The sequence below is a fragment of the Francisella marina genome, assembly GCF_008369785.1.
GTDB lineage: Bacteria > Pseudomonadota > Gammaproteobacteria > Francisellales > Francisellaceae > Francisella > Francisella salimarina.
The window spans coordinates 721183-739076 of sequence record NZ_CP043552.1 but is presented as its reverse complement, the minus strand read 5'-3'; the positions used below and the strand labels follow the sequence as shown (position 1 = coordinate 739076).

Here is a 17894-nt window from a genome sequence, read left to right as displayed (position 1 = left end):
TCTTAAACTGTTTTTGAACCAAAGAATTCATAATGAATATTTTTTTCTCTAACGCCATTTTTTAATAACTTTTCATGTATATAAAGCATAAATTCTTTAGGTCCACAAAAGAAGTATTGAGCATCATTCTTACCTTCACTAATGTGTTGTTGGACAGTATCTATACAGACTAGTCCTTGCTTTGCATCAGATCCAGAATTATCTTCATAGAAGAAAATAGTTTTAAGTCTTGGGTTCTCACTTGATAGTTTTTCTAACAGCTTAGCAAAAGGATGTTCATTTTTGTTTTTCTTACCACAAACAAAAAGTACTTGTCTTCGATTTTGTGTTTTTAGCTCCGATAAAAGCATACTCATTAAAGGTGTAATACCGATTCCTGCTGAAATAAAAACTATCGGTTTATCAAGATTTTTATTTACTTCCAAGAAAAATTCGCCGCAAGGAGGTGCTATTTCTATTTTGTCACCAACTTTTATCTCATGCGATAGGTATTGAGATACATAACCTTGCCCCTCTTGTTTAACTGTTATTCTTAGATAATCCTCACCAGTAGCTGAAGAAATACTATAATTTCTCATAGTAGTCATTCCATTATATGGAACTCTAACAGTAATATATTGTCCTGGTTTGAAATCATATCTTCTGAAAAGATCATTTTTAAAATAGAAAGAATATGTATTTATACTCTCATTTTCTTTTTTGATTACCTCAAACTCTTTAAAATTATTCCAACCATACTGCTCTAAATTCTCCTCGTATATTCTCTTTTCACGATTAATCAAAATTTCAGCTAATAAATTGTAGGCTGCTGTCCAAGCTATAACTATGTCATCATTATCATTTAAGTCTAGGACTTCTTTAATTGATTCGATTAAGTTAGAACCTACTATTGGATAATGCTCTGTTTTGATTTGTAATGATGCATGTTTTTGGGCTATTAGCTCTACTGCATTGCCTAAAACTTCAAGATTCTCAATATTTTTTGCATAAGCCAAAATTGCTGCAGCTAAAGCTTCTGGTTGAGATGAGTTTTTTTGTCTTGAGGTATTAAAAAACTTTTTAACTTCGGGATTATGCTTAAACATTCTATCATAGAAATGTTTTGTTAAAGCAACTCCATTTTCTTCTAAAACAGGAATTGTTGCTTTTATAGTATCTATATTCTTTTGGCTTAACATAAGATATTTCCATATACTCAAATTATAATATGCATTATATATGCATATTATAATTTATGCAAATTTATCCTATACTTTGGAAACATCTTTTCTAAAATATTTTGTATGAATTTAACTTCTTTTACTGATTACTCTCTTAGAATATTAATAATTTTAGGATCAAATCCCAAACAAAAATATAAAACTAAGGATCTTGTAGAGTTATTAGATATTAAACTTAATCATGCTACTAAAATCATTAATAAACTATCCAATCTCAACTATATAGAATCATATAAAGGTAGGTTTGGTGGTGTATCAATTTCTAAAGCTACATACAATATCAAATTATCAACTATTGTCAAAGAACTAGAACCAATGAACATTGTAGAATGTTTTGATAAGGATAAAGCAACCTGTCCATTAATACCAAACTGTAAACTTAAATTTATACTAAATCAAGCAAGCAATGATTTTATAGCGAGATTAAATGACTATAGATTTATTGATATATGCAATATCATGCCCCCAAATCAAAATAACGAATAAGTCTTTAAACTATATTTTTATATCTTCACTAGCAACTATCGTCGCATTATCTTGACTAGAGATTATATAGAACTTACTTGGATTTAGTTGTTTTTTATAATCATCAAAAGCTAGAGGGCTATGCTCTTTAGGCTTATTTTTTACAACAAGAATATTTAACTGATTTGAGTCATTCCAATATTTAACAAATTTATCAAATTTCATTAAATATTTATCTACATTCGATTTAGGGAACTGTCTAACATCATCTAACTCTCCCTCATCATTTATAATAATTACATTACGTTTAGTGTAGAAGATAATATCATAAAAGCGATCACTCTCAAAAACTTGAGCATTTGGATATTTCTGATATATTTTAGATATTTCTTGAGCTGTCTTATATTTAGAGCTTGTATCAAAATAATCTCCCAATAAATAACCTAAATTTGCAACAACCATCATCATCATACAAATATAAGCAACTAATTTATTTACTGAAAAAGCATTTAATTCTTTGATTAATTTAATCGTGATTACAGTAGCTATTATTGCAATCGCTAATAATATTAAGATATATATAGAGCCAAAACTCCAATACTGAGGAAGACATAAAAGAGCCACAGCAACGATAGGTAGCAAAGCAAAAATAAGGATAATAAATTTAAAGCTTATACTATCCCACTTATCAAACTTTTGTAAGTCTATACTCTTAAAGTGCATAGCTACAAGTATTGATAATGGTAATATTAATGGTGCTAGATAACCAAATAGAAAAGATTTAGAAATCCCAAAAAATATAAATATAAATGTTGCCCAAATAAATAAAAACCACTTATCTGAATTTTGCTTACGATTTTTAAAAGCTTGTTTTGAGAAGAAACTCTTAAGAATTTTAGGTAAAAACAGAGTCCAAGGAAAAAAAGCTCCCATAATTGCTAACAAATAAATAATTTTAGAAACTTCTCTATTTTGCTCATCTGTTGAAAATCTGAGTATTTGTTGAACTACTATGTAGTAATAAGCAAAATTAGGATGATACTGTTCAACTGCAAATATCCATGGTAACGAAATAACTGCTACAATTACCAAACCTAAGTAAAGCCTAATATCAAGTAGCCTTTTATACTGTCCCATAATAAGAGAATATATACCTACTATAGCCATAGGAAAAACTATTCCCATCAATCCCTTGGTCATAACCGCTAACCCAGCAAATACAAAGGCTAAAGTAAGCCAATATGTACTTTTCTTGTAATCATCATATTTAAGGCTTACCCAATAGCTAAGCATAGTCATATTTAAAAATACAGCTATAGCCAAGTCCATGTTCAGATATCTACCAACAAATAGAAATAAAACTGTACTTAAACTTACTCCTACTGATAATAGTGCTGTTTGACGGCAATCTAATACTTTGCGTACTGTTATATATGTAAAAATTAAACATACACCTAGTAATACAGGGTTTACAAGTCTTGCGCCCCATGTATTCTCGCCAAAGATGCTCATAAATATACAAGTAATCCAATATACTAGTGGCGGCTTGTGAAAAAATATCATTCCATCAATATATGGAACTATAAAGTTATGGTTAGCGAGCATCTCTCTTGCTACTTCAGAATACCTAGTTTCATCAGGAGCATAAAAATTAGCTACACCATACATACAAAAAGCTACAATAATCGTAGCTAAAATTAGCAAAATATCTTTAAATTTGTTATTCATGGAGATTAATTAGTTCTGATTTTCCTGGAAGAATTTTTTAGTAAGACAAATAGTTTTTTCGATATCTTCATCACTATGTGCAATTGATATAAAGCCTGCTTCATAAGCAGATGGCGCTAGATATACACCATTATCAAGCATATATGCAAAATATTTATTAAACATTTTAAGATTAGTTTTACCTAAATCTGTAAATGTATTGACAGCAACTTTTTCATTACAGAAAAATAGTCCAAACATTCCACCTAAATATTTCGCATGGAAATTAAAGCCATAGGCTCCAGCAGCTTCATTCAACCCATCAACTAACTGTTTAGCTTTAGCTTCCAATCTGACAAAGAAGCCCTCTTGTGAAACTTTTTCTAATGTTTTGATACCAGCTGCCATAGCAATTGGATTCCCTGATAAAGTACCTGCTTGATATACTGGTCCAGCGGGAGATACTTTTTGCATAATTTCTTTACGACCTCCAAAAGCGCCTACTGGCATACCACCACCAATCACTTTACCTAATGTTGTTAAATCAGGCTTCACATTATAAATACTTTGAGCACCACCCAAAGCAACTCTAAAACCAGTCATCACTTCATCAAAGATAAGTAAGCTATTATTTTCATCACATACTGCTCTAAGCTTAGCTAAGAAATCATCTTGTGGGAAAATCATATTCATATTACCCGCGATTGGCTCAACTATGATACAAGCAATTTCATTTTTGTATTTTTCAAAGAAAGCTTGTATTGAGTCTATATCATTGAAGCTAGCAACTAAAGTATCCTTAACTACATCTTCTGGTACACCTGGAGAATTTGGCTGACCTAATGATAGTGCTCCAGATCCAGCAGCTACAAGAAACTCATCCGCATGTCCGTGATAGCAGCCTTCAAATTTGATAATTTTATTTCTACCTGTATATGCTCTTGCTAATCTAATAGCACTCATTGTCGCTTCAGTACCCGAATTTACAAATCTAACTTGTTCAATATTTGGCATAAGCTCTACTATTTTTTTAGCAAGCTCAATCTCTTGTTTACAAGGAGCGCCATAACTTAGACCATTTTTTAGCTGACATTGTATAGCTTCAAGGACATCATCATCACCATGACCTAAAATCATTGGCCCCCACGATCCGATATAATCTATATATTTGTTCCAATCAACATCATATAAATAAGCACCTTTCGCTGATTTTATGAATCTTGGGAATTCTTGTCCAACACTTTTAAATGCTCTAACTGGAGAGTTGACTCCGCCAGGAATATATTGCTGCGCTTCTTGGAATAAACTTTGAGAGTTAATTTTATTCTCCATGTTCTTGTTCCTGCCTCATTTTATTTATTTTTTTCTCGACTGCTTGCATTAATAAGCTTGCAGCATTAACTTTTGTAGCTTTATAAATTTCTTGAATGCCTGTTGGGCTAGTAATATTTACTTCTGTTAGTTTATCTCCTATCACATCTAAACCAGCAAAGATTACACCCTCTTTCTTTAATTTCTTGGCAACTTTTTTAGCTATTTTATAGTCTTGTTCCTGAAGCTCCCTTACTTCAGCTCTAGCTCCAACTGCTAAGTTACCGCGATTATCGCTATCACTAGGAACTCTAGCCAAGAGATATTTAATAGGTTCTCCATTTACTATCAAAATTCTCTTATCGCCATCTTTAATTGCTTCTTGATAATCTTGTACCATTATATATCTGGTTTCATGATGAGTTAGAGTTTCAAGGATGACATTTTTGTTTTTATCGCCATCTTTGATTCTGAAGATAGAGCTACCACCCATTCCATCAAGAGGCTTAACAATAATATCTTTATGCTCTGCGTAAAATTGATTAATCTGCTTATAGCTTCTAGTTATCAGAGTGTTTGGTGCAAATTTAGGATAATTTGAAATAGCTACTTTCTCATTTAAATCTCTAAGTGCTTGTGGATTATTTACGATTAACACCCCATGTTTTTTTGCCAAATCAAGCATATATGTCACATATATATACTCCATATTAAATGGTGGATCTTTGCGCATAAATATACAATCAAGATCTAATAGTGATAAATCATGATGTTGAGATAATATTTCATACCAAGATTCTTTTGCTTTATGGATTTTTATCTTAAGCGCATCGCCTTTTGGCTTACCATTGATTATGGATAAATCATTCAAATAAAAAGTATAAATTTCCCAGCCTTTATCTTGAGCTGCTTGTAGCATCATATACGTGCTATCTTTTGAAATATTAAAAGAGTTTAAGTTATCTATTATAAATCCTACTTTCATTATTTATCCTATTTTATACCCGATATATTTATCTAAATCTTTACCATTCAAAATATCTGCAATATTTAACATTTTCTTGTTGGGAAATTGTAATTGCTTAAATCTGATTATCTTGTCATTTGTAGCAATATCAAAACCATTTTTAGTTATATCTATAATTGCTGTAACTTTATCATTTGTCGATTTTTCAAGTATCTCAAAATCACCTACTTTGACTTGCTCGCCCTCTAGCATAAAAAATGCTGATGGCCATGGAGTAAATGCTCTAATATGACAACTAATTTCTTTGGCAGATTTTGTGAAATCTATAAGACCTTCTTGCTTAGTAATCTTATGTGCATAAGTAGGCTCACCTTGCTGAGGCTGCGACTTAATCGTATCAATATTTTCTAGAGTTTCTAATAATGGTTTTATTGATAGTTTAGCAAATTTATTATGTAGTGATTGTGATGTATCTGTATCTTGTATCTTAATCTCTAGAGTATTCAATATATCTCCAGTATCAAGTCCAGCATCCATTTGCATTATACAGATTCCAGTTTTAGAGTCTCCTGCTTGAATTGCTCTCTGGATAGGTGCTGCGCCACGCCATTTAGGAAGTAATGAAACATGAATATTTAAACAACCATATTTAGGAATATCCAAAAACTCCTGAGGCACTATAATTCCGTAGGCTATCACAACTATGACATCTGGTTTTAATTCTCTAATTTGCTCAAGTACTTGAGGATCTTTCTTAAAAGACGATGGTTGAAGAACAGTTGTGTTGTTGGCTATAGCGACTTCTTTGACAGGTGAGAATTGTATTTTCTTACCACGCCCTTTTGCTCTATCAGGCTGAGTAAGCACCGCTTGAATATTATGCTGCGATTGGTATAGGTCTTTTAAAACTTGTGCTGAAATATCAGGAGTTCCAGCAAAAACTATATTTAACTTTTTCACACTTATCCTCTAAATCCGAAGGCTCTTAGCTGAACATTATTATGCTTGTCGATTGATGAGCATACATATTTTAATTTAAATATACCATTGTCAGCAGCGATCGCCACAGCAACTTTTAAATCTTCAGCGCAAAGCATTTCTTTTGTTTGAGCTAGTGACTTAATATGTCCTACGACATTTATAACACCAACACTATTATTCAAATTATCTTCACGTCCTAACTTCGTAGTAATCACTTCACTCTGATCTATTTTTTGTAACTCAACAAAGTTATGACCAGGCAAAAATATACCTTTTGGCTCATTTTGGAAATCGCTACCAAAAGCTTTTATACAAATAAATAATAAAATTGCACTAATAAAAGTGTATAAGATATTTTGATACATTTTTGTCATATCTAATCTCTAAAAGCATATGCCCGTAATTGAACACTACTTAATTCAGTAATTTGCCCCTCTGGGAACAGACAAACATATCTTATCTCATGTGCTCCATTTTGAGCAGCTAATTTTGCAGCTTCTCTTATATTTTCATTACATAGTTTTTGGAAATCTCTCTCTTTATCCACACCTATTACTACTCTTATTTCACCTATGCTATCTTGTGTATCTGTCTGATAGCGTAAATTGAAAATCTTGACTCGGCTTGGGTCTGTCGCAGGTAGCTTTGCACTATATTTTGATAAATAGATACCTTTGGGTTCAGGGGTATTCTTAGAAACAAAAAAATATATACAAGATATAAAAACTATAAACAATACACCAACATACATCAAATTTTGACTGAATCGACTCATTAAAAATTAAATATTACTCTAAACTAGCTAGATTTTAACACATCTAGTCTATATTGGCTAAATATTAAGTTATTCAGATAAGTATTAGAAACAAATTGAAAATCATAATTAAAACAATTATCATATTTATAGATTTAAATATATATATTTTTCAATATGTTATCTATCACAAGTTTTTTAAAAGTAATTTCTGATAAAAATAGATTAATTATTTTATATGTATTGAACAAAAATACTCTTTGCGTATGTGATATCCAAAAACTTATCTCATTAACTCAAGGAGCGTTATCAATACAGCTAAAAAATCTTGTAACTGCTGGGTTGCTAGAGTCTTTTAAACAAGGCAAATGGGTGTTTTATAAACTAGATAAAAATATTCCGGAATATCAGTTAAATATTTTAAATGAGCTTTTCAAAAAAATAGATAAAGACGAAGAAATTCAACAAATAATTTCTAAACTAGAAATTTCTGAAATTTGTAAAATTTAAGGAGTAATAAATGAAATTAAAGTTTCTCGATAGGTTTCTGACCTTATGGATTTTTTTAGCTATGATTGTGGGTATCATTATTGGATATACTCTACCCGAAGCTAAAAATTTTATATCAAAATTTGATATCGGATCAGGTAATTGGTTGATTGGACTGGGTCTAATTGTGATGATGTATCCACCACTAGCAAAAGTTAAATACTCAACAATACCTAAAATATTTAAAGATACTAAAATTTTGCTTTTATCTTTAATTCAAAACTGGCTGATTGGTCCTATTCTGATGTTTATTTTAGCAGTTGTTTTTTTCCATGATCAACCTAGCTTTATGATAGGACTAATTTTAATAGGGCTAGCAAGATGTATTGCCATGGTAATTGTGTGGAATGATCTGGCTAAAGGATCTAGAGAATATTGTGCTGGACTAGTTGCATTTAATTCTATTTTTCAAATAATATTTTATGCTGCTTACGCATATATATTTATTACAGTTATTCCAAAACTACTGGGATTTGATACGAACATCAATATAAATATATCAATGTTAGATATAGCAAAAAGTGTCGGAATATATCTAGGAATACCTTTTGTAGCTGGAATATTAACTAGAGCTATCTTAATCTCTAAAAAAGGTGAACAATGGTATATAGATAAATTCACTCCAGCGATATCACCTCTGACATTGATCGCCCTACTATTTACTATAGTGCTGATGTTTACTACAAAAGGAAATCAAATAATTAACCTACCATTTCAAGTAATCAAGGTTGCTATTCCGCTTTTGATATATTTTTTGATAATGTTTAGCATATCATTTTTTATGTCATATAAAGCTAAAGCAACTTATGAGCAAGCCGTATCTTTGAGTTTTACAGCAGCTTCAAATAATTTTGAGTTAGCTATAGCAGTTGCAATCTCAGTATTTGGCATAAACTCTACTGAAGCTTTTGTCGGTGTAATTGGTCCTCTAGTTGAGGTGCCTGTTTTGATTGGTTTAGTAAACGTGGCTTTGTGGTTGAATAAAAGATATTTTAATTAAGCCAATTCTGCAATATTATTAAGAATATAATACCTAAATTATACATCTTCTATGCCATACGTATATCTAGTTATAGCTATAATCACTGAAGTCCTTGGAACAGTTTCATTACCATTATGCAATGGTTTTACAAGGATTGTTCCTTCACTATTTGTTTTGATATTTTATGGACTTTCGTTTTACTTTTTATCATTATCATTAAAATATATGAATATTGCTTTTGCGTATTCTGTATGGTCAGCATTTGGAATTATTCTAATAGGAATTATAGGATATCTATTTTTTAGGCAAAAGTTGGATTTACCATTTATCTTAGGAACACTGTTTATACTTATTGGAACTATTATTATTTGTGCGTACTCAAAGACTATTATGCATTAAGTTTATAATTTTTATTTCTTGTATTTAATTTCCCAACAATTATGGATATTTTTGTTAGATAAAAAATCTCTTGATAAACATTTCTTATCAATATTTTCACAGTCAAATTTAGCAATTATCTCTGATGACATTTTGAAGCGACGATAATTATTAGAGAAATATAAGACTCCATCTTTTTTGAGAGAATCCATAGCTAAATTTATAAGTAACTCATGATCTCTTTGAATATCAAGAATATCATCCATACGTTTAGAGTTTGAAAATGTTGGCGGATCTAAAAATATCACATCAAACTTCTCGCTGTTTGATTTTAACCAGCTAATACAATCTGCCTGAATAAAATTATGCTTTTTAATATCTAAATTATTTAATTCAAAATTATTCTTACCCCACTCAAGATAAGTATTAGACATATCTACACTTGTAGTTTTTGCTCCCTTTAAAGCAGCATGAACACTAGCTGTACATGTATAACTAAATAAATTCAATAAAGTCTTATTTTTTGAAGCCTTTGCCACAAGCTGTCTAATTTTACGGTGGTCTAAGAAAACACCAGTATCTAAATAATCATCAAAATTCACATAAAATTTAGCATCAAATTCATTAATAACATGAAAGTTATTTTTGTCATTATTTTTTTGATACTGCTCTTTGCCTTTTTGACGTTGACGAACTCTTGTATGTATATTCTCGTATTGAATATCTAGAGTTTTATGTATCTGATATATAGCTTGATAGAATCTTTGTTTAGCCATATTTTGATCAATAGTAGCATCGGCACGATACTCTTGTAAAAACACATGCTCGCCATATATATCAACAGCTACAGCAAAAGTTGGAATATCAGCATCATACAAACGATAACATTCTACTCCTGACTGCTTTAACCATGGTTTTAGGTTTTTAAGATTCTTCTTTAACTTGTTAGAAAAATCTACATGCTCATCTGACTTTTGTGCACTTGCTTCAGCTATACGAATATTTTTCTCAAGCTGGCTTTCATGTTTAAATCTTGCATGCTCATTTATATCAAACTGATACAATACTGTTTCAATAGCGCCATTATAGAATTTATTCTTCTTAGTAGTACGTAGCTGCATTTCTTTAATTGACTCACCGAAACTTGTCAAAATCGCAACTTTCCAACCATAAAAGTCTTGAGATAACCTATCACCGAAACCATTAAATATGTCTAAAAGTTCATCAAGCTGATCACCATATAAACGCTCACCATAAGGAGGATTTGTAACTATCAAACCTTCACTTTCAAACTCATTTTCAAGATCACGGATATCTTGTCTTTTGATATTGACAACATCTTCAACACCTGCTTGATAAATGTTTCTATCAGCCTTATCTAAAACATTATTATCAATATCATAGCCTTGAATAATTGCATTTGTTGGCTTTTGAGCTTTTTTTGCTATTTCTAATAAGTTACTCCATAAGTCTTCATCATGAAGCTTTGAATTGAATAGCTTAAATTCTTTATTTAACAACACAGGAGCTATATTTTTTGCAATAAGAGCAGCTTCAATAAGAATAGTCCCAGAGCCACACATTGGATCAATCAATATAGGCTGTTCTTTTTTAAGCTCATCTAACCACCCTGCTTTGATAAGTATCGCTGCTGCTAAAGATTCTTTTAGAGGTGCTTGACCCTGAAACTGTCTATAACTACGCTTATGTAAACTCTCTATATTTAAGCATAAAAACACATTCACATACTGCTTATGTAAGTGAAGTTTAATGATATTATCTGGATTATCAGTATCAATACTTGGTCGTTCATTAGTTTCTCTACGAAACTGATCGACTATAGCATCTTTTGTTTTTTGCGAAACGAACATAGTATTATTGAAATCATAATGCTTACCTGAGATTATGATTTTAAAAGCTGTGTTAACATCAAAATAATCTAACCAATTTATTGATGATATGAAATCATATAAAGCTTGCTGATCTGTAACTTTTTGAGTAGCTATTTTTAGCATAACTTGGCTTGCTAGATGAGAGTAAATACAAACTTTGTAGGCATCTTCAAAAGATCCCTCAAACTCAACTCCAGCAAATTTTTCAGATGATGATATGCCTAACGCATCTAGCTCATCTTTTAATAAAAGCTCGATACCCTTTGCACAGCTAGCGAAAAATGTAAAATTTTGCATAAGAAATTATAAAATATAAAATATGTGTTAAATGATATATTAATTCAAATAAATAACAATTAATAAGCGAAAATCTATTGATTTTATAAGATATAAAATTATAATATCTATTCTAAATACTCGCATAGCTCAGTTGGTTAGAGTACTACCTTGACATGGTAGGGGTCACTGGTTCGAATCCAGTTGCGAGTACCATAACTTATATTAACTCTCTATATGGTTCTAAATACTTAAAGTTCTCTACATATACATATTTATAATTGACATTATTAATATCGATAAGATACTATAAAGCAAATTATTGAATCCAGAAATTTTTATTAAAAAAATAATGTTCAAACAGATTAAAAAATTAAAATTACTTATCCTATACATATTTATTATAACAATATTTTCCTCATGTGTTATTTATAAAGATGGTTACGATAACCTTATTTCAAACACAATCACTTATCAGGAGATGAAAGAACCTTCTTTCGGAAAATTTAGCATAAAATTTCCCAATTCTGAAATTACTCTAGATTCAAAAGATGCCTCAATAGAATGGACTTGTCCAGCTCCAACGGTAGTACCATCAGCACTTATATCTAATATACCTTATAATAGAGAAAAAGAGACTTTAAGATGTATCGCTGTTGGTGGTTGCGATACTTATTCAGCCACTGCAATACGTCAGAAATCTTCTAATAAATGGTCTATAGAAGATGATAAAGTTGCTGTTACATATACACAAAATGCAACTGTACCAATATACAATAATACAATTAATAGTTCAGGAGATACTAAACTTAGTATCATTTGCGTACCAAAATCTCAAGTTGACTATTGGGAATAGGCAAACTTTGATAAATATAAAATAAGGAATGATAGATTATGAAAAAAGTTACAATTAAAAGCTTACTTACATTAACAGCAATGACGCCATCAATATTATTTGCTTCTTTTGAAAGTGTAAGTGATAGCTTTAGTACAGTATCCAACTCAGCCCAAAAGACAGCTGAGGTATCAAATCAAACTCAAGCAAATATAGATAAAGCAAAAAATTTACCTAATAGTTATGATTCTGATGCGAAGCAATATGCGACACAAGAACTTGATAAGCATACAAATAATAGTATATCTAAGACTCAACAAGCATCTAATAATATAACCCAAACTAGAGATACTATAGCTAAAACAAGCAAATCATTAAATAATCTTTTTTCATAAGATTTAAATATTAATAAACCCAATACTCTAAAAAAATACTTTGGCTCAATTTGCTTACTTGCTATACTAAAATTATTAGATTTATTTATACTAGTAACCAATAATGTCTACCCCACTAACGATAGAATTATTCAATGAGTCTACAACTTTAGATTTACAAGTTAATGAACTAACCATCAAATCAGCTATTAATGAACTCTTTGAAGTTAGCCTTAGCTGTGGTGTTCCAGTTAGTGATGATCTACTTGCAAAGTTAGATAACTATGCAGATTTTACCCTAAGCATAAATGGCGATTTCGGTAATCCTAAATTTGAATTAGAATTACAATCTTATGATATTAATTATCAACCTAATACCGATATTCAAATCTTAGAACTTAAACTAACAGATAGATATGCTAAGTTTAGAAAACTAGACCATAAAGGAGCTTTTTATTATCATAATCTCAATGATATTTGGTTAAAGTTTTATGATGGGTTTAAAGATAGACTTAATAGAAAAATATCAGATAATATATTATTTGACTCTAATAATACTGACAAATACCCTACCCATCCTATTTATGTACAATATAATGAAACACATTGGAATTTCTTAACTAGAACTCTGCTAGAGCACGGTGTTAATTATAACTTTGTTGCTAGTCAAGATGGTTTTAATTTTGTTATGTATAATACTAATGAAGATATAACTAAATTTATCCAAAGTGACAAATCTAATAGCATAGATGAACTTTATAGTTACAATCTCAAACTCGATGCTAATATCAAAAATAAAGATGATACGGTTCTAGCTTACAATATTATCCCAGCAAAATCTGGGTATGTGGCAAATAAAGATATTAAAGACTTTTGTAATTATCATAATAAAGAAAAACAACGACCTACTCTTCGTCCCAAGAAATTCATAAAAAATATTAACTTTATTCATCATAATCCATATACTCCTGAAAGTTTTTTGATTAGTAAAGCGACTTTGGATTCTAAATTCCCTATAACTCAAGACTTTAAATCTAGATTTAATACTCTTACTCAATCACAATTAGATGAATGCTTAGATACACAAAAGAATGTATTAAGTAGCTTAGATGCTGAACAGCTTATTTGTAATATTAGTAAGGTATTTTTATTGGCTGGGGCTAAACTAGATATATCTGGCAATAACAAACTTGAATCTAGAGAACATATTGTAACTTCAAGTTTAGTTAAGTTATCAGCTAGTACATCAACCGATAAAGTTATTGGAGCTACTCCTAAAAAGAACTACAATGTTATAACTACACTAATATCTCAAGATATTCATATAGACTATCATCAAGAAGCTCCCGAACAACCGCAGATTAGTAGTTTAGTGGGAGTATTTCCATATCTTGCCGAGTCTAGTACAAATCATGATGTAGTTGATCCTGATGATATAGGTAATGTTAGAGTTAAATTACCTCTAGATTACGAAGTTTGCCCTAATAATGAAAAAGATATTCGTTATTATGTACCCCGTATATCAGATTATGGAGATACTAACTCTAGTCATAGTGTACAGTTATATCGAGAAAGTGAGCTACTATTGATGTTTATAGATGGTAATCCTAACAAACCGATTATTTATGGTGCTTTATCACATGGTCAAACATCTGACCAATCAATGAAAGATCATCATAATAGACATGTTAAAGAATGGGGACAAGGCTCTGGTTTTGGATATTCATCTGATGCTAAAGGTACTAATGATATATTTATCAAATCTCAACATAATGATGGTATAGCTTGGGTAGCTCAAAGTAATCATGGTTCTAAGAATGAATTATCTTTAGATCAGCTATTTGCTAGTACTTCAAATAGAAGTGATTCAGCTACTGGAGAATATCAACACTTCTACGGCTATGATGACAATACAAACTTTGCTGCCAATCATCATAAATCAATCAAGCCAAAAACTGCGGTTGAAGATATGCTCAAAACAAAGCAAGAAACTTTACAAAATAAAAAATAGCTCTTCTAAAAACTACATTTATAAACAACAAGTTTAGCTTAACTTTAAAATATTAAATATACTAGCCTAACTTTAATTTAATACAAAAACCTTGATATTTAATTCCCAAAAGCATCACATTTTATATTATTTTTTGCTATGATGTAACTATATTGTAAATTTTTCTTTTAAATTATGGCTGGAATCATTAATACAGTAGGAAGTGGTATATACTTTAGTTTAGAGCCTGTGATGTATGGTCCTTTTTTGGGAATTGGGACGTCGACAGCTACTCAAATAGGAGCTCAATCGCAAAGCACCGTTTTTTTTGAGAACGCTCCAGTAGATGCCTCAGATACTATACACCCTGTTACGTTGTCTTTACCAATGCTGCCAGGAGCTATTACTGGAACAACATGCATGCCTGCTCAAAAAGTAACAGATGCTAGCAATATTTTTTCGATAAATAATCAAGCTGTAACAAATAGTGGTACACACAAAGTCCAAAACATCGGCAATTGCCCTACCGCTCCAATGATCTTATCAACAAGCCATCAGGCTAGATTCTACATATCCAAATAAAAGGAGAAATAATGTCTGTTTTAGTAGAACTCAAAACTTTAGTAAAGCAATTAAATAAAAAACTAACAGTTTCATTAGAATCTGCAGTCGGGTTGTGTATGTCACAAGGCAATTATGAAATTACTTTAGAGCATTGGTTAATAAAAATTTTATCAGATGAACAACCAAATGATTTTACTCAGATTTTAGAACATTATGATATATCAGTTCCAGATGTAGTTAGAGAGTTACAAATTAACTTAAGAGACTTTGAAACTGGAAACTCTGGCAAGCCTTTATTTTCACCTCTTCTTTTAGAGATTATTCAAGATGCATGGACTATAGGATCACTACAATTTAATGCAGAAAACATTAGATCTGGCTATGTTTTTTTAGCTTTATTAAATAAAAAAGCTCTTTTATCACAAATGAATCTGCTTGAGTCACTTAAGATAATATCTAAAAATAAGCTTATAGAAGATTTTGATAACTTTGTTGCTGCTAGTTCAGAAAAAGATCAAGTTAAAAAAACTACTAAGGTAGAATCTTCTAAAGATAGTGACTCAGCAATAGAAAAATACTGTGAGGATTTAACTCAAAAAGCATTAGATGGTAAAATTGATCCAGTATTTGGTAGAGAAACAGAGTTAGATCAAATGCTTGATATATTTTGTCGTCGCCGAAAAAATAATCCCATATTAGTTGGAGAACCTGGAGTAGGTAAAACAGCCGTTGTTGAAGGTCTGGCTCTGAGAATAGCTGAAAATGATGTTCCTGATGTTCTTAAGAATACAAAAATTTTATCATTAGATATCACCCTTCTTGAAGCTGGTGCAAGTGTCAAAGGAGAGTTTGAAAAACGTTTAACTGCTGTAATAGATGAAATAAAATCATCTGAAGTTCCACTTATTGTATTTATCGACGAGGCTCATCGATTAATTGGAGCTGGTGGTCAAGCAGGTAATGATGCTGCCAATATTTTAAAACCAGCACTTTCAAGAGGTGAGTTAAGAACTGTTGCTGCAACCACATGGAAAGAGTACAAACAATATTTTGAAAAAGATCCTGCTTTAACGCGTAGATTCCAATTAGTCAAACTAGATGCTCCAAATGATGATATGACTGTGACTATACTTAGGGGTCTAAAATCAAGATATACTCAAAATCATGGTGTAGTTATTCGAGATGATGCCTTAAGAATGGCTGTAAATCTTTCTTCTAAATATATAACAGGTAAAAATCAACCAGATAAAGCTATTGATTTGATTGATACTTGCGCTGCTAGGGTTAAAGTCTCAATGAGTTCTAGCCCAAGCATTATTAATCACGCTATTAAAGATATTGGAGCATATGAAAGAGAGCTTGAAGGTCTACTAGAAGATGAGGCTAGAGGCGTAGATACAGACAAGAACAGTATAGAGGCTCTAAAAAATAAAATTGACAACCTAAACCAGCAAATTAAAATTAATCAAGAACAATGGCTAAAAGAAAAGGAAATAATACAAGAATTACAAAGTGTTCATGATCTGATATTAGAAACTGATGATGAAACAGTCTTGTCTGAACTAATCGAACAGCGTAGCTCCTTAACTAATCAATTAGAGCAAGCTCAAGATGATGCTCCTATGGTATTTTTTGAAGTATCTCCTGATACTGTTGCTAAAGTTGTTTCTGACTGGACAGGTGTACCCCTTGGTAAAGTCCTAAGAGATGAGTCTCAGAGTTTGCTGACGTTGGATGAGACATTATGCAAACGAATAAAGGGTCAAGATCAAGCAATGCTTCAAGTTGCTCAACACTTGAAAATGTCTAAAGCAGGTCTTAAAACACCAGAGCAACCTATGGGAGTGTTTCTCTTAGTTGGACCAAGTGGTGCTGGTAAAACTGAGACAGCACTAACTGTAGCTGATACTTTATTCGGTGGAGAAAGCTCCATGTGTACGATTAACATGGGAGAGTATCAAGAAAGGCATACAATTAGTAGATTGATAGGATCTCCTCCAGGATATGTAGGTTTTGGTGAAGGTGGCGTGCTTACAGAAGCTGTTCGTCAAAGACCATATAGTGTTGTTTTATTAGATGAAGTTGAGAAAGCTTCTTTAGATGTTATGAATCTTTTTTATCAGGTATTTGATAAGGGCTCTTTAACAGATGGAGAAGGCAAAGAAATTGATTTTAGCAATACTGTTATTTTTCTAACAAGTAATCTTGCAACTCATGAAATTACTGAACTAACATTACAAGATCCTAATATTTCTATGCAAGATTTAGTTGCAAAGATCAGGCCAGTCTTAAGTAATTGGTTTAAACCAGCACTCCTAGCTAGAACAACAATTATTCCATATTTCATATTGAGTAATGAAGCACTAAAGGAGATAGCTACACTTAAATTAAACAAATTTGCAAAACAACTAAGAAAAACAAATAAAATAGAACTTACATATAGTAATAGTGTCTTAGAAAATATTGCAGATAGATGCAAAGAAGTAGAAACAGGCGCAAGAAATATCGATATGATTCTAAAAGCTAATGTAATGCCAAAACTTTCTGAAAAGCTACTTTTGGCCATGTGTGATGACGCACAAATAAAATCAATCCATATTGATATTGATGAAAATAGTGAATTTATATATGAAATCAAATTTAATTAAT

Annotated in this window: 17 protein-coding genes and 1 tRNA gene; 10 read left to right on the top strand and 8 right to left on the bottom strand. The window is 31.1% G+C overall.

Annotated elements, in window-relative coordinates; translation table 11 throughout:
- Window positions 1–2: 2 nt before the first annotated feature.
- Complete coding sequence (gene hmpA, locus F0R75_RS03625) at window positions 3–1178, bottom strand: NO-inducible flavohemoprotein (protein ID WP_149368297.1); 1176 nt, start codon at window positions 1176–1178, stop codon at window positions 3–5.
- Window positions 1179–1283: 105 nt separating this feature from the next.
- Here hmpA and F0R75_RS03620 point away from each other — a divergent pair, with 105 nt between their 5' ends.
- Window positions 1284–1706, top strand: a complete 423-nt coding sequence (locus tag F0R75_RS03620) for an Rrf2 family transcriptional regulator (RefSeq protein ID WP_013923065.1) — start codon at window positions 1284–1286, stop codon at window positions 1704–1706.
- 9 nt (window positions 1707–1715) lie between these two features.
- On the opposite strand, the gene F0R75_RS03615 is transcribed toward F0R75_RS03620, so the two are convergent.
- Genes F0R75_RS03615 through fvfA (F0R75_RS03590) form a run of 6 tightly spaced genes read right to left on the bottom strand, consistent with a single transcriptional unit; the run spans window position 1716 to window position 7426 of the window.
- Window positions 1716–3413, bottom strand: coding sequence for a phospholipid carrier-dependent glycosyltransferase (locus tag F0R75_RS03615; protein ID WP_149368298.1), 1698 nt, complete (start codon window positions 3411–3413; stop codon window positions 1716–1718).
- Between the two features lie 9 nt (window positions 3414–3422).
- The gene (hemL, locus tag F0R75_RS03610; RefSeq protein WP_149368299.1) at window positions 3423–4724 is read right to left on the bottom strand and encodes a glutamate-1-semialdehyde 2,1-aminomutase; all 1302 of its coding nucleotides are present in this window, start codon (window positions 4722–4724) and stop codon (window positions 3423–3425) included.
- Complete coding sequence (gene gshB, locus F0R75_RS03605) at window positions 4714–5688, bottom strand: glutathione synthase (RefSeq protein ID WP_149368300.1); 975 nt, start codon at window positions 5686–5688, stop codon at window positions 4714–4716. Before gshB ends, hemL begins: the two co-directional genes overlap by 11 nt.
- Before the next feature lie 3 nt (window positions 5689–5691).
- Window positions 5692–6630, bottom strand: a complete 939-nt coding sequence (gene fmt, locus F0R75_RS03600; RefSeq protein ID WP_149368301.1) for a methionyl-tRNA formyltransferase — start codon at window positions 6628–6630, stop codon at window positions 5692–5694.
- Between the two features lie 2 nt (window positions 6631–6632).
- Window positions 6633–7025 (bottom strand): Francisella virulence factor A, encoded by a 393-nt coding sequence (gene fvfA, locus F0R75_RS03595; protein WP_149368302.1) that lies wholly within the window; start codon window positions 7023–7025, stop codon window positions 6633–6635.
- Between the two features lie 2 nt (window positions 7026–7027).
- Window positions 7028–7426 carry a Francisella virulence factor A gene (fvfA, locus tag F0R75_RS03590; RefSeq protein ID WP_149368303.1) on the bottom strand — a complete coding sequence of 133 codons (399 nt, stop codon included), beginning with the start codon at window positions 7424–7426 and terminating at the stop codon, window positions 7028–7030.
- Window positions 7427–7582: 156 nt separating this feature from the next.
- Here fvfA (F0R75_RS03590) and F0R75_RS03585 point away from each other — a divergent pair, with 156 nt between their 5' ends.
- From F0R75_RS03585 to F0R75_RS03575, 3 genes are read left to right on the top strand one after another with little or no spacing between them, the layout of a single operon-like run.
- On the top strand, window positions 7583–7915 hold the full coding sequence (locus F0R75_RS03585) for an ArsR/SmtB family transcription factor (protein WP_149368304.1): 333 nt from the start codon (window positions 7583–7585) through the stop codon (window positions 7913–7915).
- A gap of 10 nt (window positions 7916–7925) precedes the next feature.
- Window positions 7926–8954, top strand: coding sequence for an ACR3 family arsenite efflux transporter (gene arsB, locus F0R75_RS03580; RefSeq protein WP_149368305.1), 1029 nt, complete (start codon window positions 7926–7928; stop codon window positions 8952–8954).
- 51 nt (window positions 8955–9005) lie between these two features.
- Window positions 9006–9335, top strand: a complete 330-nt coding sequence (locus F0R75_RS03575) for a DMT family transporter (protein ID WP_149368306.1) — start codon at window positions 9006–9008, stop codon at window positions 9333–9335.
- An 11-nt stretch (window positions 9336–9346) separates the two neighbouring features.
- On the opposite strand, the gene rlmKL is transcribed toward F0R75_RS03575, so the two are convergent.
- The gene (gene rlmKL, locus F0R75_RS03570; protein WP_149368307.1) at window positions 9347–11503 is read right to left on the bottom strand and encodes a bifunctional 23S rRNA (guanine(2069)-N(7))-methyltransferase RlmK/23S rRNA (guanine(2445)-N(2))-methyltransferase RlmL; all 2157 of its coding nucleotides are present in this window, start codon (window positions 11501–11503) and stop codon (window positions 9347–9349) included.
- A 118-nt stretch (window positions 11504–11621) separates the two neighbouring features.
- On the opposite strand from rlmKL, the gene F0R75_RS03565 reads away from it, so the two are divergent.
- From F0R75_RS03565 to tssH, 6 genes are all read left to right on the top strand, one after another.
- A tRNA-Val gene (locus F0R75_RS03565) sits at window positions 11622–11698 on the top strand.
- Between the two features lie 265 nt (window positions 11699–11963).
- The gene (locus tag F0R75_RS03560; protein ID WP_149368308.1) at window positions 11964–12338 is read left to right on the top strand and encodes a hypothetical protein; all 375 of its coding nucleotides are present in this window, start codon (window positions 11964–11966) and stop codon (window positions 12336–12338) included.
- A 38-nt stretch (window positions 12339–12376) separates the two neighbouring features.
- Window positions 12377–12712: a hypothetical protein gene (locus F0R75_RS03555; protein ID WP_149368309.1), complete on the top strand. Its 336-nt coding sequence runs from the start codon at window positions 12377–12379 to the stop codon at window positions 12710–12712.
- A gap of 103 nt (window positions 12713–12815) precedes the next feature.
- On the top strand, window positions 12816–14702 hold the full coding sequence (locus F0R75_RS03550) for a type VI secretion system Vgr family protein (RefSeq protein ID WP_149368310.1): 1887 nt from the start codon (window positions 12816–12818) through the stop codon (window positions 14700–14702).
- 174 nt (window positions 14703–14876) lie between these two features.
- Window positions 14877–15263, top strand: a complete 387-nt coding sequence (locus F0R75_RS03545) for a hypothetical protein (protein WP_146421444.1) — start codon at window positions 14877–14879, stop codon at window positions 15261–15263.
- Between the two features lie 11 nt (window positions 15264–15274).
- Entirely contained in the window at window positions 15275–17893 is a 2619-nt protein-coding gene (tssH, locus tag F0R75_RS03540) for a type VI secretion system ATPase TssH (RefSeq protein ID WP_149368311.1), read from the top strand.
- The last annotated feature ends 1 nt before the right edge of the window (window position 17894 follow it).

Excerpts from the sequence above, each read along its gene's own strand:
- hmpA (WP_149368297.1), bottom strand. The coding sequence starts at position 1,178 with ATGTTAAGCCAAAAGAATATAGATACTATAAAAGCAACAATTCCTGTT.
- F0R75_RS03620 (WP_013923065.1), top strand. The coding sequence starts at position 1,284 with ATGAATTTAACTTCTTTTACTGATTACTCTCTTAGAATATTAATAATT.
- F0R75_RS03615 (WP_149368298.1), bottom strand. The coding sequence starts at position 3,413 with ATGAATAACAAATTTAAAGATATTTTGCTAATTTTAGCTACGATTATT.
- hemL (WP_149368299.1), bottom strand. The coding sequence starts at position 4,724 with ATGGAGAATAAAATTAACTCTCAAAGTTTATTCCAAGAAGCGCAGCAA.
- gshB (WP_149368300.1), bottom strand. The coding sequence starts at position 5,688 with ATGAAAGTAGGATTTATAATAGATAACTTAAACTCTTTTAATATTTCA.
- fvfA (WP_149368302.1), bottom strand. The coding sequence starts at position 7,025 with ATGACAAAAATGTATCAAAATATCTTATACACTTTTATTAGTGCAATT.
- fvfA (WP_149368303.1), bottom strand. The coding sequence starts at position 7,426 with ATGAGTCGATTCAGTCAAAATTTGATGTATGTTGGTGTATTGTTTATA.
- F0R75_RS03585 (WP_149368304.1), top strand. The coding sequence starts at position 7,583 with ATGTTATCTATCACAAGTTTTTTAAAAGTAATTTCTGATAAAAATAGA.
- arsB (WP_149368305.1), top strand. The coding sequence starts at position 7,926 with ATGAAATTAAAGTTTCTCGATAGGTTTCTGACCTTATGGATTTTTTTA.
- F0R75_RS03575 (WP_149368306.1), top strand. The coding sequence starts at position 9,006 with ATGCCATACGTATATCTAGTTATAGCTATAATCACTGAAGTCCTTGGA.
- rlmKL (WP_149368307.1), bottom strand. The coding sequence starts at position 11,503 with ATGCAAAATTTTACATTTTTCGCTAGCTGTGCAAAGGGTATCGAGCTT.
- F0R75_RS03560 (WP_149368308.1), top strand. The coding sequence starts at position 11,964 with ATGAAAGAACCTTCTTTCGGAAAATTTAGCATAAAATTTCCCAATTCT.
- F0R75_RS03555 (WP_149368309.1), top strand. The coding sequence starts at position 12,377 with ATGAAAAAAGTTACAATTAAAAGCTTACTTACATTAACAGCAATGACG.
- F0R75_RS03550 (WP_149368310.1), top strand. The coding sequence starts at position 12,816 with ATGTCTACCCCACTAACGATAGAATTATTCAATGAGTCTACAACTTTA.
- F0R75_RS03545 (WP_146421444.1), top strand. The coding sequence starts at position 14,877 with ATGGCTGGAATCATTAATACAGTAGGAAGTGGTATATACTTTAGTTTA.
- tssH (WP_149368311.1), top strand. The coding sequence starts at position 15,275 with ATGTCTGTTTTAGTAGAACTCAAAACTTTAGTAAAGCAATTAAATAAA.